An 18,528-nucleotide genomic window follows, 5' to 3' on the forward strand; every position below is an offset into this window, starting at 1 on the left:
TTTTTTTTAGTCTTTCAAATCAATGATCCGATCAACAAAGGATTCATAGAATTCAGCTTCATGGGAAACGATCAGAACGGTTCCGGGGAAAGCTGCCAGGGTTTCTTCCAAATTGTTTTTCGTGTCTTGATCGATATGGTTGGTCGGTTCATCAAGAATCAAAAAGTTGCTTTTGATCAGCATCATTTCAGCTAACTTCACTTTTGTCTGCTCGCCACCACTTAATAATTTCAATTCCTCTTGAGCAAGCTGGCTAGGTAATCCCGCACGAGAAAGTTGTCGTCGCAATTCTTTGTTGGTTGCCTTTGGGAAAAGATCCTCGAGGTATTGCAGAGGCGTCTGTAATGGATACTCCCAGTCAAGATCTTGAGAAAAGTAATTAAACTTTGTATGCTGTGGGTAAGAAACGGTTCCTTCAATTGCAGGGATCACACCAAGTATTGTTTTGATCAACGTCGATTTACCGATCCCATTAAATCCCCGAATCGCAATTTTTTCGCCATAGCGGATCGTTAGGTTGATTGGCGATAGTAAAGGCTTTTGGTCATAACCAATCACTAGATTGGTCGTCTCTAATGCCAAGGTCGTAACGATCGGTGCCAAATCAAATCCTAGATACGGTTTAGGGACATCTTGGGGTGGGGTCAAACGTTCGATTTTTGCCAATTGTTTTTCACGACTCTTTGCCATTGTTGAACGAGAACCAGCTTTGTATTTACGGATATAGCTTTCGGTTTTCTTGATATGCTCTTGTTGTGCTTCGTATTGCTTCATATAACTTTCATTTTGCAGCGTTTTTAGCTTTAATGCTTTGTCTAAATTCCCCGTATACTTAGAAAGCTTGCCAAATTCGATATCAATGATATGGGTCGTGATTTCATTCAAAAATTGTCGATCATGAGAAACGACTAAGTAGGTACCAGTAAAGTCCTGTAAAAACTCAACCAGCCATTTGATATGCTCATCATCTAAGTGGTTGGTCGGTTCATCTAAAATCAGCATGTCGGGTTTTTCTAGCAGCATTTTTGCTAAGATCAATTTTGAGCGTTGACCACCACTTAAGGAAGCAAGGGGGGTATCCATGCCGAGAACCGAAATACCTAATCCTTCTGCTAAATCATCGATCAATGTATCCATTTGGTAGAAATTTCCTTGATCCAATTGATTTTGCAATTCGCCGGCTTTTTCTAAAAGCTTATCGTCAAGACTTTCGCCATAAGCAGTATAAAGATCTGCGATCTGTTGTTCTTTTTCGAAGTCTTCTGCAAAGGCAGAGCGCAAAAAATCACGGATCGATTGCGTTTCATCAACATTGACATATTGATCCAAATAGCCCATTTTCAAATTTTTCGGAAATTGAACAAAGCCATCGTCTGGGAGAATTTCTCCTGTAATGATTTTGATTAAAGTACTTTTGCCGGCGCCGTTCCGTCCAATCAACCCGACTTTTTCCCCACGGTTGATTTGAACGGAAACATCTTCGTAAAGCAATTTGTCGCCAAATTGTTGGCTAATATTCGTTAATGTTAACATCGTTTCCTCCATATAAAAAAGCTGTAAACAGTAGACGTTACAGCTAAGTAGATAATCTTACTGAATAACTATCGCCAAAGAGCGATCAAAAGGATCAGGAAAATCGATTGTTCCTGACCAATCAGGACCTAGCATACCATTGCGGCTTCCTATCTGTCAATTTTCATGAAAGAATACTGAAAAAAATCTTGATCTTCGAGGGAAATCTTTTGACCATTACTGACCAATATTGTATAATAGAAGAATAGAAAAAAGGAGCTGCTTGCAGCGTACTAATTTTTCTGACTACCATTTTGGGAGGGAAAAGTATGAACCCAGAAAAAATGACGACTACATTACAGAGTGCCATCGCGGAAGCACAGCAGATTGCCATGACGCGTCACCACCAAGAAATCGATATTCCGCATTTATGGAAGATTTTATTGCAAGCCAATCAATTCGGCCGCAATTTTTATACGGATACAGGCCTTGATGTCGATGCATTTGAAAAGGAAGTCGACCAGCTACTAGATGAACTGCCTTCGGTTGAAGGAGGAAATGTTCGTTATGGTCAATCCATGAGTCAAAATCTGTTTCATCTTTTGTCTGAGGCAGATCAATTAAAAAATGAATTTCAAGACGAGTATCTTTCCACAGAAATCGTCCTTTATGCGTTGATGAAATTGAAAAATCATCCATTGACGGTGTATTTAAAGAAACAAGGAATCACCGCTAAAGAAATCAAGCAAACGATCGAAACATTAAGAGGAGGGGATCGTGTGACCTCACAAAATCAAGAAGAACAATACAAAGCATTAGAAAAATACGGCGTTGACTTGGTCCAACAAGTCCGCAGCGGAAAAATGGACCCCATTATCGGACGAGACGAAGAAATTCGCGACGTGATTCGCATCCTTTCTCGGAAAACAAAAAACAATCCCGTTTTGATTGGTGAACCGGGAGTTGGTAAAACAGCCATTGTTGAAGGATTGGCTCAACGGATCGTGCGAAAAGACGTCCCAGAAAACCTAAAAGACAAAACGATCTTTTCTCTGGATATGGGTGCCTTGATCGCAGGTGCCAAGTTCCGAGGTGAATTTGAAGAGCGTTTGAAAGCCGTCTTACAAGAAGTGAAAAAAGCCGATGGACGGATCATTCTCTTTATTGATGAGATCCACAATATTGTAGGTGCTGGTAAGACGGAAGGCAGCATGGATGCTGGAAACTTACTAAAACCAATGCTGGCAAGGGGAGAATTGCATACGATTGGCGCAACCACCCTTGATGAATACCGTCAATACATGGAAAAGGACAAAGCCTTGGAACGTCGTTTCCAAAAAGTGTTGGTACAGGAACCAACCGTTCAAGATACGATTTCGATTTTACGTGGGTTGAAAGAACGGTTCGAGATCCATCATGGCGTCAACATCCATGACAATGCGCTTGTTGCTGCTGCGACCTTATCCGATCGGTATATCACGGACCGCTTTTTACCAGACAAAGCCATCGATTTGATCGACGAAGCAAGTGCCACGATTCGGGTGGAAATGAATTCGATGCCTACCGAGCTCGATCAGGTCACTCGACGTTTGATGCAACTGGAGATCGAGGAAGCCGCACTGAAAAAAGAATCCGATGATGCATCGAAAAAACGTTTAGGCATTTTACAAGAAGAATTGGCGGAATTGCGTGAAGAAGTCAATACCATGAAAATGCAGTGGGAAACGGAAAAAGAAGAAGTCAATGCAGTTTCCAATAAACGGGCAGAGATCGATAAAGCCAAGCATGAGTTGGAAGATGCTGAAAATAACTATGATTTGGAACGGGCAGCTGTTCTTCGTCATGGGACGATTCCACAACTGGAAAAAGAACTCGCTGAATTGGAAGAAAAAAACCAGGACGAAGGCATTCGGATGGTTCAAGAGTCAGTGACAGAAAATGAGATCGCCTTAGTCGTGGGCCGCTTGACAGGAATCCCTGTTGCGAAATTAGTGGAGGGCGAACGAGAAAAACTGTTGAAATTAAATGAGACCTTGCATCAACGAGTGATTGGACAAGACGAGGCAGTCGATGCCGTCAGTGACGCAGTCATTCGTTCCCGAGCTGGTCTGCAAGATCCAAATCGACCATTAGGTTCCTTCTTGTTCTTAGGACCGACCGGCGTCGGTAAGACCGAATTAGCGAAAGCGTTAGCGGTCAACCTATTTGACTCTGAAGAGCATATGGTTCGGATCGATATGAGCGAATACATGGAAAAACATTCGGTGTCTCGTTTGGTCGGTGCCCCTCCAGGCTATGTTGGATTTGAAGAAGGCGGACAATTGACCGAAGCCGTTCGACGCAATCCATACACGATCGTCTTATTGGATGAGATCGAAAAAGCCCATCCAGATGTCTTCAATATCTTATTGCAAGTGCTTGATGATGGCCGTTTGACAGACTCAAAAGGACGCGTCGTTGATTTCAAAAATACCGTCTTGATCATGACTAGCAACATTGGCTCTCAAGTCTTGCTAGATGGCGTGACTGCAGAAGGGACGATCCCAGAAACTGTTGCAGAAACTGTCCGTAATCTCTTGAGAGGCCATTTCAAACCAGAATTCTTAAATCGGATCGACGATACGATTTTATTCACACCGCTTAGTCTAAGCGATGTGACAGGCATCGTCGACAAGATCATCGCACAGCTTTCACAACGACTGGAAGTCCAAGATATACTGTTGACGATCACTGAAGAAGCCAAACGCTGGATCGCTGAAAATGCTTATGAGCCAGCGTATGGTGCGCGACCTCTCCGTCGGTTTATCACAAGAGAAGTCGAAACCCCATTGGCAAAAGAAATCGTTGCTGGCAGAGTCTTACCAAAGACCCAAGTCACGATCGAATTATTGAACGATCAGCTGGTTTTTAAAAATACGCCAATGGCCGAGTAATAAAAAGAGAACAAATGAATAAATACAAAACGATGGTTGCCATTTCATTGGCAGCCATCGTTTTTTTGTCTCTCAACATATGACAAAAAAGTTCTCCTTGCTTGTTGTTTGGAGGAAATTCGCACTTCGATTATACTGTTCTTATGGAGTAGGAGAGGAATGAAAAGATGAATACTTTTTTTGAAACGTTGAATGAGCGAAAAGGGGAATTGCTGACAGCTGTCTTTGAACATTTGTCATTGTCGATCATTGCGCTGCTCGTGGCGATCGTTATTGCTGTTCCTTTAGCTATTTGGCTGGTTAATCATAAACGGGCAGCGGAAGTCGGCCTACAAATAACGAGTGTGTTACAGACGATTCCATCACTGGCACTGTTAGGTTTATTGATTCCATTCGTGGGGATCGGAACGCCACCTGCATTGATCGCATTAGTTATTTATGCGTTATTGCCGATCTTTCAAAATACCTATATTGGCCTTTCGGAGATCGATCCATCAATCGAAGAAGCTGCTGCGGCATTTGGTATGTCTCGGATGCGCCGATTGATCAAAGTCGAATTGCCGATTGCTTTGCCTGTCATAATTTCTGGGATTCGCACGGCGCTGGTCTTGATCATCGGAACAGCGACCTTAGCCGCTTTGATTGGCGCTGGCGGGTTAGGTTCCTTTATTTTGTTAGGGATCGATCGAAATGCGCCTGAGTTAACGTTGATTGGTGCGATCGGGTCTGCCTTGTTGGCGATTGTTTTCAGTACCCTGATTCGTTACCTACAACATTTAAAACCGCGCTATACCTTGATCACGTTGGCAGCAATCATCTTGCTGATTGGTGGGGTTTCCTTTTCACAAAGCGGATTTTTCGCTCCCAAAACCATTACCATCGCAGGAAAACTAGGATCTGAACCAGATATCTTGATCAACATGTACAAAGAATTGATTGAACAAGAAGACCCTGATGCCCAAGTTGAACTAGAGCCAAATTTTGGAAAAACCTCTTTCTTATTCAGCGCATTGGACAATGGTCAAGTTGATATATATCCAGAGTTTACTGGTACCGTGTTGGAGAGCTTAGTTGAGGTACCAGAAGAGCTTGCGAGTCAAAACCTTGACTCCGACGAAACCTATACCGAAGCAGTCAATCTATTGAAGGATCAGTTTGAGATGACCTTGCTTCAGCCGATGGCGTATCAAAATACCTATGCATTGGCTGTCAAAAAAGAATTTGCTGAGGAAAATGGACTAACCACGATCTCTGATTTGAAGAAAATCGAAAATCAAATCAAAGCTGGCTTCACCCTCGAATTCATTGATCGGACGGACGGATATGCGGGGATCCAAGAACTTTATGGGCTAGATTTTCCAAGTGTCCAAAGTATGGAACCAGCATTGCGTTACCAAGCCATCAATAATGGTGATATCAATCTACTGGATGCCTATTCCACGGACAGTGAATTGCGTCAATATGGCTTAGTTATTCTAGAAGACGATCAGGAACTATTTCCACCTTATCAAGGAGCGCCTTTGATGAAAGAAGCCTTTGCCAAGGAACATCCAGAAGTCGTCCGTGCATTGGAAAAGTTGGCAGGGAAAATCACCGAAGAACAAATGAGTGAAATGAATTATCAGGTCAATGTCGAAGGAAAAAATCCAGCAGAAGTCGCACTTACCTTCCTGATAGACGAAGGATTAATTAAGGAGGGACAAGAATGACACCAATTATTGAATTTAAAAACGTCAGTAAAAAGTTTGATCAAAAACTAGTGATCGATCAATTAGATCTGAGTATCAATAAAGGAGAAATCTTTGTTTTGGTCGGTCCTTCTGGGAGTGGGAAAACGACGACTTTGAAGATGATCAACGCGTTGTCAGAACCGACAGATGGTGATATTTACTTCAAAGAAAAACGCATCAAAGAATACAATATTCAAAAGATGCGTTGGCAAATGGGTTATGTTCTCCAACAAATCGCTCTGTTTCCGACGATGGATGTCAAACAAAATATCGAAGTGATCCCAGAGATGTTAGGGTGGTCAAAAAAAGATCGCTCAGAAGCCGTGGATCGTTTGCTGACACAGGTCAAACTTGACCCAGAGCAATACCGTCATCGAATGCCGAAAGAATTGTCTGGTGGAGAACAGCAACGGATCGGGATCTTGCGCGCGTTAGCTGCCAATCCCGAAATCATTCTGATGGACGAACCCTTTAGTGCCCTTGATCCAATTTCTCGTAATTCCTTACAGGAGCTAGTCCTCGATCTGCACCAAGAGCTTGGGACAACGATTATTTTTGTCACGCATAACATGAAAGAAGCGGTAAAATTAGGGACGCGCATCGCTGTGATGAATCAAGGGAAGATCGTTCAATGCGATACACCAGAAGTCATTGTTTCACAACCGAAGACCGCTTTTGTGAAAAGCTTCTTTGAAGAAACCGGGGAAGATGAAGCGAAACTGGTCACAGCAGGAGATTTGATACGGATGAACTTTTTCAGCAATGACATCAATCAAGCTGACCCGAAAATTGCAGCATCTACGCCATTAAATGAGTTGTATACTTTATTTGCGAGTCATGAGACGGTGGTGATCGAAGAAAATCACCAACTGATAGGGAGTCTACGTCGAAAAGATGTGTTTGCTTTCTTGAGTCGTGATCGTACGTAAACGATTCTTTTCGCAACGAGAAATATCATAAATTTTTTAAAATCGATGATTTCTCTTGCTCAAAGCAAAAATTCCACGTAAGATTGAGGAAGATATCTTTTGTCAAAATGGCAGAACAAGCTTTCGCCGATGACAAAAGATGCAGTAAAGGAGCGAAAGAGCAGCTATGGTAAAAATCCTCAAAGAAAATTGGTTACTGCTTTTCTTTATCGTCGCCGTGGTTCTCATCCGTCTGTTTGTCCTGACCCCAGTTCAAGTCAGCGGCCATTCTATGGACCCAACGTTGGCAGATAAACAGCGTTTGATTGCATCAAAAATCTCATCCTATGACCGACAAGACATCGTGATATGTGTTGAACCAGATGATCCAAGTAAAATCGCTGTCAAGCGGTTGATTGGTTTACCCGGTGATACCATCGAGATGAAAGATGATGTCCTAACGATCAATGGAGAAGTATACGAAGAACCTTATTTAGATGAGTTTAAAGAGAAATTTGCAGACGATCAATTACAAGACGAATATTCTTATCGCGAAATGTTTCAGCAAATCGCCGCTGGTGCGGAACAGTTTACGGAAGATTTCTCAGTAACGGTGCCTGAAGGCAGCTATTTTGTGATGGGAGACAATCGTTTGATCTCTAGAGACAGTCGCAGTTTCGGGGTTGTAACGGAAGATCAAATGGAAGGGAAAGTGCTGCTGCGCTTTTGGCCATTGAATCAACTCAAACTATTTTAATCAAAAGAAAAAACATTCTTGCCAGTGCAGCGAAAACGATCGCTACTGACAAGAATGTTTTTTAGATGACCCAAGCGACAAATGCAACCATTGAAAAGAACATTGTCCAAACCGCAATAATAGCTGATGCAATAAAAATAATTTTGATTGATAAAGGTTGGACAAATTTTCGAGCATCTTTAGAGAACGCATAGGTGATCGATGAAAAAATCAAGCAGCATAAAATAAAAAACACTGTTAGAACCATAAGCCTCTCCTTTACTGACGCAACGTCAAATGAATAATGTAATTATAACAGACCATGGTTTTTTGGGGAAATAAAAATGATTAAACGAGGGAATTTTTTTGTGGTTGTAATCGTTTTATAGGGAAGTGTAAGAAAGGTTAAACCTTGATAGACAGCGAATCTATAAAAATAAGATGTGTTATTTAAGTATTTTTATAAATTTTTCTTTATGAATAAAAGAACAAAAGAAAAAAGCTTGTTGAAAAAACGCTGGTTTCAACAAGCTCTTAAAGGTCGTTTATGATAATTTTTTAATCCGATAACTTTCAAAGTAATCAGGTTTGCCTCGACCTTGCACATACGCGATCACGCCCATCAAGGCAGCACCAATCGTGTTGGTCAGTAAATCACCCATCGTATCCATCAATGCTTCACGACCGATAAACGGGGTGCCATCTAAGGTTGCATAACGTTGGAGATTCATTCCACCAACGGAATCGCAGATAAATTCCCAAAACTCCCAGAAGATACCACACAAGCCGGCAAAAGCAAAGCCCATCAGTAGGAATAACCAGGGAGAGACATTTGAAACTTTGACTTCTTTCAGCAGCAGACAGATCAACCCGTAGCCGACAGCCGTCAAGACCATTGGGCTTACCGCATGCAGAATTTTATCCCAGAAAGCAATGGTTTCGATCAAATGTAAGATCGTCCCCATAAATACAGAGATAAGCAAGAAAAACCAATAAAAGTAGACGGTGGCATTTGGTAGCTGGATTTTCAAGAACTTTTTACTCATTTCTGGGACAAAGATCAATAAAATCCCAAGCAAGGCTTGGGCGAGGAAAATCAATCCTTGTGTTTGCGGATAGACCCCACGGAAAAATTCCCACAAAGAAAAACAAAACACGAGAACACCGAAAATAGTGAATACCTTTTGCAGTCGCTGATAATTTTGCCCCATTTAGTTGTCCTCCGAAAGATAGTCGGCTAAGCCAGCCAAAAGGGCTGCTTCAGAGGAGTAAATCTCCCCGTTTAGCTTGATCAAACCCACCGTATAAAGATTGACATAGTGGAATTGGTTTTCCGCAACGGTTTGTAATGCTGCCAGCTTTTGCTGATTGTCGGCACCTTGTTGGCGACTATCCGTATAAAGCCCTAAAACAGGAATGCCTTTTGCATAGGCGACACCGATCTCAGAGGCAACCCCAGCATCGATGGTCAAACCATCCAGCAATGCGATCATCAAATCACTTTCCAGCACTTTTTCGGTATCTGCCAAAGCGATCATTTTGCTATCCGCATAGGCGGATTTATCATTGATCGCGGCATTTTCTTGAGGTAAATAAATCTCCAGCTGCGGATACTGCTGACGAATCGACGCAACAAGTTCGGCGTTGTAGCGCAGGTCACTAGCAGCAAACAGGGGAGCAGCAAAATATAGTTTCATTCAAAAACACTCCTTAATCATTCATAGTTGTACGTTTTGTTGATTCGTTGTTTAGAAATAATCACTAAAATAGGCTTCCATATCAGGGATGATCGATTCCAGTAATGCCAGTGTTTCTGAATCGGTATTTAGCCGTTCCACACGCTCTAAGTAAGCCGGACGGCGGTAATTCATCAACAGACACGACAATGTCTGAATATCCAGTTGGACCGCTTTTCCGATAGCTTCTCTTGAAACCACGATCTCCCCGTGATTGTATTGGACACCGAAGATCCCGTTGTTCCAATCGGCAACTGGGTCGGAAACAACAAAGTGAAAGGGTGTTTGGAAGGCTTCAAATGGGAAGTTTTTCAAAAACTGTTCAACATCGACGATCCGCGCCATGTAATAAGGCTCGATGGTTTCTTTGATTTGGCTATCGTCCAAGTAGAAGGACAGGGGTTCGTTTGAATATATGTCTCCTTTGACCCAATAAACCATTGAGAAATGGGCAGAGATAAAATTCCAAAGACCATTGCGGGCTTCTTGATTCAAGTAGAACATTTCCTTTACATGGAAGACTTCTTCGGCTACCCAATAAAAAAGTACACCAGTCGGATGACCACTGGCATTGTAATAGACAGCCGCGGTGCGCTCTTCTTCATTTTCATAGCGCCAATACTCTTCCCAGTGAAAAGAGGTCCGCTGCAAGGCACCATGGTTGTCGCGGGAGAATTGGTTGTAGACAGTAAAGACATCAGGATCATCCACTTCTTTGCGCTCTACGATCCCAGGGACTTCTTTGGTTTTCGGAAGCTGGGTATCACGAATTTTGAAGGTCAGCTTGTCGGACATGATCTCCCAGCCTTTGCGACGATAGTAGGGCACATTATAAGGGTAAAGGTAGGAGATCCATTGCTGATCTTCCCGCATCGTTTCTAAGGCAAGCTTGATCAAGTCTTTCATCAGGCCATGTCCGGCATATTCTGGGTAGGTCCCAACACCGGTCACTCCGCCCATTTTGATCAATTTGCCGTGTATATTGACTTCACAAGGATAAACGGCGATTTGCGAGATCAACTTGTCTTCATTGAACCAGCCAAAGACTTTGGAAAGCTCTAAGATCGGGCGCTTAGATTTGATCATTTCCCGTTTGCTCTCATAGCCGCTTTCTTCAATATCCGATTCAGTGATCTGAAAAACATAGCTTAACAGTTCGTTGAACTGATCAACGTCTTTTTCTTCCACCGCTCGAATATGTAGATTTTGATGAAAATTATTGTCCATTCTTTCAACTCCAATTTATTTGCTAGCTCTAGTATAGCAAAACCTGAATGAATATGTCTAAATAACGGTTAAGAAAAATACTTTATCTATTGGCGTTTCGTTGGTATAATAGAAAGGCTGACTAAAAGAAATGAGGAACGTATCCATGAACATAGAAGAAATGAAAAAACGACAGGAGAAGATTCGTAATTTCTCCATTATCGCCCATATCGACCATGGGAAATCAACATTGGCGGACCGTATTTTGGAACAAACCCATACGGTGACGTCACGAGAAATGCAAAACCAACTATTAGACTCCATGGATCTTGAACGTGAACGAGGAATCACGATCAAATTAAATGCCGTGGAACTTAACTATACCGCCAAAGACGGAGAAACCTACATCTTCCATTTGATCGACACCCCAGGGCACGTCGATTTCACCTATGAAGTTTCCCGCAGTTTGGCCGCTTGTGAAGGCGCCGTGCTCGTCGTTGATGCGGCTCAAGGGATCGAAGCACAGACATTGGCAAACGTCTACTTGGCGTTAGACAATGATTTAGAGATTCTACCAGTCATTAATAAAATAGACTTGCCAGCTGCCGATCCTGAGCGAGTACGAACAGAGATCGAAGATGTGATTGGTATCGATGCCAGTGAAGCTGTTTTAGCAAGTGCCAAAGCAGGTATTGGGATCGAAGACATTTTGGAACAAATTGTTGAGTATGTCCCAGCTCCAGCAGGTGATATTGAAGCACCGCTAAAAGCGTTGATCTTTGACTCCGTGTACGATTCCTATCGTGGGGTGGTCTTAAACGTCCGCATCATGGACGGGATGGTCAAACCTGGAGATAAAATCAAAATGATGAGCAATGGCAAGACCTTTGATGTTACGGAAGTTGGTGTCTTTTCACCAAAAGCCATTCAACGAGATGCGTTGATGGTGGGCGATGTTGGGTATATCACTGCTGCCATCAAGACCGTTAAAGATACCCAAGTCGGGGATACGGTGACATTAGCCAACAATCCAGCAGAAGAAGCCTTAGCTGGTTATCGTCAAATGAATCCGATGGTTTATTGCGGATTGTACCCAATCGATACTTCACGCTACAACGACCTTCGAGAAGCATTGGAAAAATTACAATTGAATGATGCAGCATTGCAATTTGAACCAGAAACCTCTCAAGCATTAGGATTTGGGTTCCGTTGCGGCTTCTTAGGCCTATTACACATGGATGTCGTGCAAGAACGGCTAGAACGTGAATTTAACCTTGAGTTGATTACGACTGCACCCTCCGTAATCTATCATGTCAACAAGACAGATGGCTCAATGGTGGTCGTTGATAACCCGGCAGAATTTCCTGAACCAGTCACGATCGAAAACGTACAAGAACCTTACGTCAAAGCACAAATCATGGTGCCTAATGATTACGTCGGTGCTGTAATGGAATTGTCCCAACGCAAACGGGGAGACTTTGTCACAATGGATTACTTGGATGATTATCGTGTAAACGTCGTTTATGAGATCCCACTATCGGAAATCGTCTTTGATTTCTTTGATAAATTGAAATCCAGCACCAAAGGCTACGCATCACTGGATTACGAAATGTCTGGTTACCGCACCAGCAAGCTAGTGAAGATGGACATCTTGCTGAATACTGAAAAAGTCGATGCGTTAAGCTTTATCGTTCACCGTGACTTTGCGTATGAACGCGGTAAAGCCATCGTTGAAAAACTGAAAAAACTGATCCCACGACAACAATTTGAAGTACCGATCCAAGCAGCCATCGGACAAAAAATCGTTGCGCGTTCCGACATCAAAGCCTTGCGTAAAAACGTATTGGCGAAATGTTACGGCGGTGACGTTTCTCGAAAACGCAAACTCCTAGAGAAACAAAAAGAAGGGAAGAAGCGGATGAAACAAATCGGCTCCGTCGAAGTACCGCAAGAAGCCTTCATGGCAGTTCTGAAAATGGATGAGGACGAACCGAAGAAATAATCTGTTTTGACGGAATTCATCAAGAGGAATAGAATGAAAGTACCTTCGAGAGAAGGTGCTTTTTTTGAATAAAAGGAAAATCTAGAATGACCGAAGGGACATTCATCGGTTGTTTAGTAGATAGTTTCAATCGATTGATGCGTGGCTTTTGATAGATTGAAGATCGGAGATGATTTGCGCATGAAGGCGTTGTATTTTAATGAATTCGGTGATTCAACTGTTTTAACATATGGGGATTTGCCTGATCCCATCATTCACGAAAATGAGCTAATGGTAGAGATGATGTATATTGGGTTGAATTATGCTGATATTTATCGGAGAAAGGGTAACTATCATATTGAATCCCGAGACCCTCTTATTAATGGCTATGAAGGGGTAGGGAGGATTGTTCAAAAAGGAAGATCTGTCTCCAAGTTTCAGCTAGGAGAAACGATTCTTTTTGTGGATGTTCCTTTTGCTAATGCAGAATTGGTGGCTGTCCCTGAGGAAAATGCTATCCGTATTCCATCAGGTATACCACCTAAATTAGCAGCCAGTATCGGTCTGCAAGGGTTGACAGCTGATTTTTTAGCTCATGATCTTGGCAATAATGTGAATCATAGTAAGGTCTTCGTCCATGGGATAAGTGGTGGCGTCGGACAAATTTTATCGCAACTATTAACCGCAGATGGCCTAGAAGTGTATGGCGTCACTTCTACGGAAGAAAAGCGACAACTGGCTTTAGACCAAGGAGCAAAACAAGTCTTTTTAAGAAATACAGAATGGCAAGATACCTACACTTCTTTCTTTGATACCGTTTATGATGGCATTGGGCATACATTAGCCGAAAGTGTCGACTTGCTCAAAAATAGAGGGAAGGTTGTCTTTTTTGGCATGGCCGGCGGAAATCCTCCAGCGATCGACTTTATTCCCTTGCTATCTAAATCAAAAAGTATTTTGACAGGAGATCTCTGGGATTACTTGACAAGTTTTCAAGAGCGGGAGAGAAGAAGCTCTCGATTGTTTGACTACTTTAGCAAGGATCAAATGAAAATCAGTCAACCAACCATTTTTTCATTAGCTGACGGAAAAGCTGCCCATGATTATCTAGAATCTGGAAAAAGTATCGGTAAAATTCTGCTGCAACCATAAGAAGGTAAAAAACTAGATGTTTTTATTGCAAACGATACACCGAATGTTTGATGTTTCACTAAGACATTTTTTTATACAATCGATAGTTCTCTTATGATACATCTTTAAGGATAAAAATAAATGTAAAATGAATAGAATATTGCAAAAAAATTATAGTTTTTATCTATTCAGTGAGAATAAGATAAAACTTTGTGATACACAGTACATTTAATTTGAAAATATTTAATTACAGCAGTAAGATAAATATATCAAATACTTAAGGAGTGATATCTATGACAAACTATGAAGAAAAGGAAGCAAAAGCATTGGTAAAAATTGCAGAGGTTCTTGATAAGTTAGATGAAAATTTAGCTGAATTAGACACACTAGATACAAATGCAAAAAAACATAGTATGAAGAAATGGATCGTTGAGAAAAAAGCGATTCATGAAATCAAAAAGATCGCACACGAAGCCGGTAAGTATGAAAAGTACGATGAAAAAGCACTACAAAAAGAAATTGATGAAGTTGAGAAGTATATGTAATTGAAGAATAATAAGAAATTGTCACCATTATTCAGCAATTGAAATCTGAATTGATAAAAGCCAGATTTCAATTGAAGATTTAGAATTGACAATGATCTCAATAAGCCCATGCTCTTATGAGTGTGGGCTTATTTGTGTCAGTCACAAGAAGTAGCTCTCTGATAATAGTTGCGTTAAAAAACATGGGCCAAAATTTACTAATTGAAGGAATATTTAAGAAGATGCTAAAATTATTTTTCTTATTTTTGAAACGGTCTCCGCAACAGAGTAATGGGAAATATCAATTTTTCTTGAACGCAATTCAGTATATTTTGGTAACCTATCCAGTGAACGCTGTAAATCAGATAGTGTTCGTTTCCCGGTGGTTATATCTCCTTCAAAGTTTTTCTGCAATTTTTCTGGCGAGGCAATTAATGAGAAGTGTTGCACGTCAATATCTTCCAATGCGATGCCGTTCAAGACTCGATCCACAATTTTTTGCTCATCCATAACCCAGCAAAAATAAATGACGTTGATCATAGAGTTATTGATAAAAGAGTTTAACAGAAAATGGATATTGTTGATCACCATATCCTTATTCTCTTCATTGACGATAAACGGATTCATCATCCAGCACCAATCCCCGTCAAGGTAAACAGACTGCTTTGTTTGGATAGTTCTTCAGTTATAGTTGATTTACCAATTCCCATCGTACCACTGATCAATATAAGCTTTTTCATCAGACTACCGCCAGCTTTCATATAAAAAGTATTTTTTTCTCAATCCAAAAACGTGTTTAGATTTTTAACTGTGATCCAACCATTCTCTTTCCACAGCCCAATCTCTTCAGAGCAAGCTACTTTTTCACTCGGTTCCTCATGCAAAAACAATTGGATTTTCTGTCCGTACAGTAGTTTTCGAGTCAAAGCAAAGGTTGCTTCCGCAAAGCCAGCTGCACCGATATAACCGCAGATGCCATTTTTTTCTGTGTTATATAAATAAAAAATCTCGGCTTTTTCTATGTCTTTATAAAAGTCTACGAATAAGGTTGGAAACTGAGTAGAAAGATCGTCCGTGGCTTTTGGATAATTGATCACCTGATGACCATTTTCAGTAAGTGTATTCGTCAGTTCTTCAAAATCCTTTTGAAAAGCGATACTTCCAGAAATAATTATTTTTGACATGCTATGGCTCCTTGTCGTTGATTTACTTCATTATATCAGGATGAAGGTGCTAAGCGAGGGAAATTTAAGCTAACTTGTATCGCCAATCTAGTAATGGGAAGGACGAAATTATTGATTGAATTAAATTAATCTATCTATGAGAGACGTGTTTACTTAAAAGAAGACGATTAAAACCACAATACGAAAAAAGTCTGTTTTTTTAATTTTTTCATCGATTTTCTCTATTTTTTTGGGGAAAGGTTTCGTTTATTCTATACTTGTAAACGATCTCAAAGTGTTTAGATGGGGATTATTAGAATGATTTTTAGAATGTGGTCCTATTTTTTCTAAGAGCGAATTGACTATCAAGTTATAGATAGAATATTAGTTACAGTACAGTAGTTGGATTTTCATTAGAGTTAAAATAATGAAAGAAAAAGATGAAACGGGTGATTACATGGAAACAACATTTTTCATTTCGAAAAATACTTCTGTCACGTCAAAACAGTTGAAAAATGAAGTGATTGGACATGCTTGCGAGATCTTGCAGCGTGACATTTTAACCGTTGTGACAGACACGAGGAAGGCAAATGAAATTGAATTGGTTTTACTTGATGGAAAAAATGAAACGGATGCTTTTCATATGCTTTTCGTATCGTCAGATAAAGTAAAAGTGTGTGCTGAAACACCGTTAGGATTAATGTATGGGGTTCTTGAAATCTCACATAAAATTTTAGATGTTCAACCTTTTTGGTATTTTATGGAGATTCCCCCAATAAAAAAGCCGTTTATTAAATGGACAGATTTTGACTTAACATTGCCTGATTTTGCAACGGACTATCGGGGCTGGTTCGTTAATGATGAGTTGCTGCTGGATCAATGGGAAGATAATGGTTCAAATGAATATGTATGGGAACGTATTTATGAAACATTGTTACGTTTAGGCGGAAATGTCATCATCCCTGGAACAGATAAGAACAGTCATAGACATCGAGAAAGTGCGCAAGCGATGGGGTTGATCTATACACATCATCATGCCGAGCCACTAGGCGCTGAGATGTTTGCTAGAAGGTATCCTGGTTTGAAGGCTTCATATGAGGAACATTTTGCGTTGTTTCAGGAATTATGGAAAAAAGCCTTACACGAGCAAAAGGGTACCAACGTTATTTACACACTCGGTTTTCGGGGACAAGGGGATTGTCCTTTCTGGGCAGAAGATCTTGATCGACAGTTGTCAGCAGCGGAAAAAGCAGCAGTGATCAACGAAGTCGTCCATCTGCAATACCATATGGTTAAAGAAATCGATCCTCATGCAGTATGTTCAGTGAACATTTATGGGGAGATGACGGAATTATTTAATCTTGGCTTACTTGAGCTTCCAGATGATGTGATTGAGATTTGGGCGGATAATGGTTATGGCAAAATGGTTTCTCGTAGACAAGAAAATCACGATCCACGAGATGAAGTGTTAACAAACACATCAAAACCAAATCAATCAAGAGGAATCTATTATCACGTTGCCTTTCATGATTTACAAGCATCTAATTTCTTGACGATCTTGCCTAATAGCCCAGAATTTGTTTCTAGAGAGTTAATGGCGGTTAGAGAAGTCAAGATGGATAAGTTTGTCTTAGTCAATACAGGCAACATAAAACCGCATATTTTGTTCTTACAAGAAATAGCGAATTTCTGGCGAGCAGATTATCAGTTACGAACCAATCAAGAGATAATTTCAGAGCATGTAACACAATATTATCAAAATCAGCAAGAAGAGATCCAAGCTGTCTATGAAGCTTACTTTGAAGCGATTATTCGCTATGGAACACAGGAGGATCAAACCGCTGGGGACGAGTTTGCCTGTTATTTGATTCGAAAAATTATTCAATCTTGGCTCAAGCAAGAAACAAAAATTCCGAGGATAGAATGGTTGACGGGTGATCGGAAAATCAAGGAGCAAGTCACAGAAATTTTCTCTATGGTAGGAGAAAAGATAGCAGCCTGGGAGAATCTATTGCTGAGATGCCAGCAGATTACATCATCCCTTCAGGATAAACGTGCGCAAAATGCTCGCTTTTTTAATGATATTTACCTCTCAGTAGCCGTTCAATGCAAAACGTTAAAAGCATTGCTCCATTTGTTAGACGCTTATCAGATGATTGATCGGGAAGAAATGGTTTTTGTATTTGTAATAGTTTTCGATGCGTTAGAAGAAATCTATCAACTAATTCAAATACTGAAGGAAAATCCTAGTGATACATGGTATGATTTTTATGAAAATGATGGCTATACCAACCTAACATTGACAAAAGAGATGATCAAAAGTCTGTTGTCTTACATTCGTATCATTGGCGATGGTCCAGATCAAGATCAGTGGGAGAGAAAATATATTATGGATCCCACTGAATCAAGAGTTATGTTGCTTTCAAATACTAAAAAAGCGTTGACGGATGAAAAGTTAGCAAGAAAAATCAGAGTAGCCTTAATGTATTGAAATAAGTACTTTTAAAGACGCGAGTAGATCTCTTTACATTTTTTATTAATAATTTTAGTCATTATCTATGGATATATAGCCATGCAATTTTGGCCCGGATTTAGCGAACTTTCCAATTTCATAAAATAATTGTTCTTAAGCATCTTTTTGAGAAAAATTTCAAGTCATATATTTATAAACGGTTTTACGACAACTTCCTAGCCTACAGTGTTAGGAAGTTTTTGTGTAGAAAATCGATTGACTACAATAGCAAAAAAAGTTAATGTTTATTTATATATAATCATAAAAACGAAAATATATCTTGCAAAATGAATGTTTTATGGGCTTTTATGTAATAATGAACTTTCTAAAAATGATTTATTGAGGAGCGTCTTTTGAAAAACACCTTACTCTTTTACCTAAAATTAGAAACAAACAGCCTAAAGCATCGCTTTATAGTAGTATTCTTGCTGTTATTGCCGCTATTTTTTGTTTTCA

At 40.4% G+C, this 18,528-nt stretch carries 16 protein-coding genes; 8 read left to right on the plus strand and 8 right to left on the minus strand.

Going from position 1 to position 18,528, the window contains the following annotated elements; genetic code table 11:
• Positions 1 to 6: 6 nt before the first annotated feature.
• Positions 7 to 1,533 carry an ABC-F family ATP-binding cassette domain-containing protein gene (locus IGI76_RS07815; protein ID WP_438781313.1) on the minus strand — a complete coding sequence of 509 codons (1,527 nt, stop codon included), beginning with the start codon at positions 1,531 to 1,533 and terminating at the stop codon, positions 7 to 9.
• Between the two features lie 308 nt (positions 1,534 to 1,841).
• Between IGI76_RS07815 and clpB the strand changes: the two genes are divergently transcribed.
• The 4 genes from clpB (at position 1,842) to lepB (ending at position 7,840) form a co-directional block, all read left to right on the plus strand.
• A complete protein-coding gene (clpB, locus tag IGI76_RS07820) occupies positions 1,842 to 4,445 on the plus strand; it encodes an ATP-dependent chaperone ClpB (protein ID WP_438781315.1) in 2,604 nt (867 codons plus the stop codon).
• Positions 4,446 to 4,612: 167 nt separating this feature from the next.
• Positions 4,613 to 6,154, plus strand: coding sequence for an ABC transporter permease/substrate-binding protein (locus IGI76_RS07825; protein WP_438781317.1), 1,542 nt, complete (start codon positions 4,613 to 4,615; stop codon positions 6,152 to 6,154).
• Entirely contained in the window at positions 6,151 to 7,104 is a 954-nt protein-coding gene (locus IGI76_RS07830; protein WP_010748213.1) for an ABC transporter ATP-binding protein, read from the plus strand. Before IGI76_RS07825 ends, IGI76_RS07830 begins: the two co-directional genes overlap by 4 nt.
• A 166-nt stretch (positions 7,105 to 7,270) precedes the next feature.
• Positions 7,271 to 7,840 (plus strand): signal peptidase I, encoded by a 570-nt coding sequence (gene lepB, locus IGI76_RS07835; RefSeq protein ID WP_074933965.1) that lies wholly within the window; start codon positions 7,271 to 7,273, stop codon positions 7,838 to 7,840.
• A 61-nt stretch (positions 7,841 to 7,901) separates the two neighbouring features.
• On the opposite strand, the gene IGI76_RS07840 is transcribed toward lepB, so the two are convergent.
• The 4 genes from IGI76_RS07840 to IGI76_RS07855 form a co-directional block, all read right to left on the minus strand.
• Complete coding sequence (locus tag IGI76_RS07840) at positions 7,902 to 8,087, minus strand: hypothetical protein (RefSeq protein WP_005226019.1); 186 nt, start codon at positions 8,085 to 8,087, stop codon at positions 7,902 to 7,904.
• Positions 8,088 to 8,364: 277 nt separating this feature from the next.
• The gene (locus IGI76_RS07845; protein WP_016609503.1) at positions 8,365 to 9,030 is read right to left on the minus strand and encodes a hypothetical protein; all 666 of its coding nucleotides are present in this window, start codon (positions 9,028 to 9,030) and stop codon (positions 8,365 to 8,367) included.
• Positions 9,031 to 9,516 (minus strand): nucleoside 2-deoxyribosyltransferase, encoded by a 486-nt coding sequence (locus IGI76_RS07850; RefSeq protein ID WP_010748216.1) that lies wholly within the window; start codon positions 9,514 to 9,516, stop codon positions 9,031 to 9,033.
• Positions 9,517 to 9,567: 51 nt separating this feature from the next.
• Positions 9,568 to 10,782: a GNAT family N-acetyltransferase gene (locus IGI76_RS07855; protein ID WP_005226022.1), complete on the minus strand. Its 1,215-nt coding sequence runs from the start codon at positions 10,780 to 10,782 to the stop codon at positions 9,568 to 9,570.
• A gap of 145 nt (positions 10,783 to 10,927) precedes the next feature.
• Here IGI76_RS07855 and lepA point away from each other — a divergent pair, with 145 nt between their 5' ends.
• The 3 genes from lepA (at position 10,928) to IGI76_RS07870 (ending at position 14,418) form a co-directional block, all read left to right on the plus strand.
• Positions 10,928 to 12,763 (plus strand): translation elongation factor 4, encoded by a 1,836-nt coding sequence (gene lepA, locus IGI76_RS07860; RefSeq protein ID WP_005226023.1) that lies wholly within the window; start codon positions 10,928 to 10,930, stop codon positions 12,761 to 12,763.
• Between the two features lie 180 nt (positions 12,764 to 12,943).
• Complete coding sequence (locus IGI76_RS07865) at positions 12,944 to 13,894, plus strand: zinc-binding dehydrogenase (protein WP_375853319.1); 951 nt, start codon at positions 12,944 to 12,946, stop codon at positions 13,892 to 13,894.
• Between the two features lie 272 nt (positions 13,895 to 14,166).
• Positions 14,167 to 14,418: a hypothetical protein gene (locus tag IGI76_RS07870; RefSeq protein WP_438781319.1), complete on the plus strand. Its 252-nt coding sequence runs from the start codon at positions 14,167 to 14,169 to the stop codon at positions 14,416 to 14,418.
• 213 nt (positions 14,419 to 14,631) lie between these two features.
• Here IGI76_RS07870 and IGI76_RS07875 read toward each other — a convergent pair whose 3' ends face one another.
• From IGI76_RS07875 to IGI76_RS07885, 3 genes are all read right to left on the minus strand, one after another.
• Positions 14,632 to 14,907, minus strand: coding sequence for a hypothetical protein (locus IGI76_RS07875; RefSeq protein ID WP_438792256.1), 276 nt, complete (start codon positions 14,905 to 14,907; stop codon positions 14,632 to 14,634).
• Between the two features lie 116 nt (positions 14,908 to 15,023).
• A complete protein-coding gene (locus IGI76_RS07880; protein WP_221928419.1) occupies positions 15,024 to 15,137 on the minus strand; it encodes an AAA family ATPase in 114 nt (37 codons plus the stop codon).
• Between the two features lie 39 nt (positions 15,138 to 15,176).
• Positions 15,177 to 15,581, minus strand: a complete 405-nt coding sequence (locus tag IGI76_RS07885; protein WP_118215235.1) for a hypothetical protein — start codon at positions 15,579 to 15,581, stop codon at positions 15,177 to 15,179.
• Between the two features lie 406 nt (positions 15,582 to 15,987).
• Here IGI76_RS07885 and IGI76_RS07890 point away from each other — a divergent pair, with 406 nt between their 5' ends.
• The gene (locus tag IGI76_RS07890; protein WP_438781322.1) at positions 15,988 to 18,051 is read left to right on the plus strand and encodes a glycosyl hydrolase 115 family protein; all 2,064 of its coding nucleotides are present in this window, start codon (positions 15,988 to 15,990) and stop codon (positions 18,049 to 18,051) included.
• The last annotated feature ends 477 nt before the right edge of the window (positions 18,052 to 18,528 follow it).

Origin of the sequence: Enterococcus sp. DIV2449a (assembly GCF_051711225.1) — a bacterium.
GTDB lineage: Bacteria > Bacillota > Bacilli > Lactobacillales > Enterococcaceae > Enterococcus_D > Enterococcus_D casseliflavus.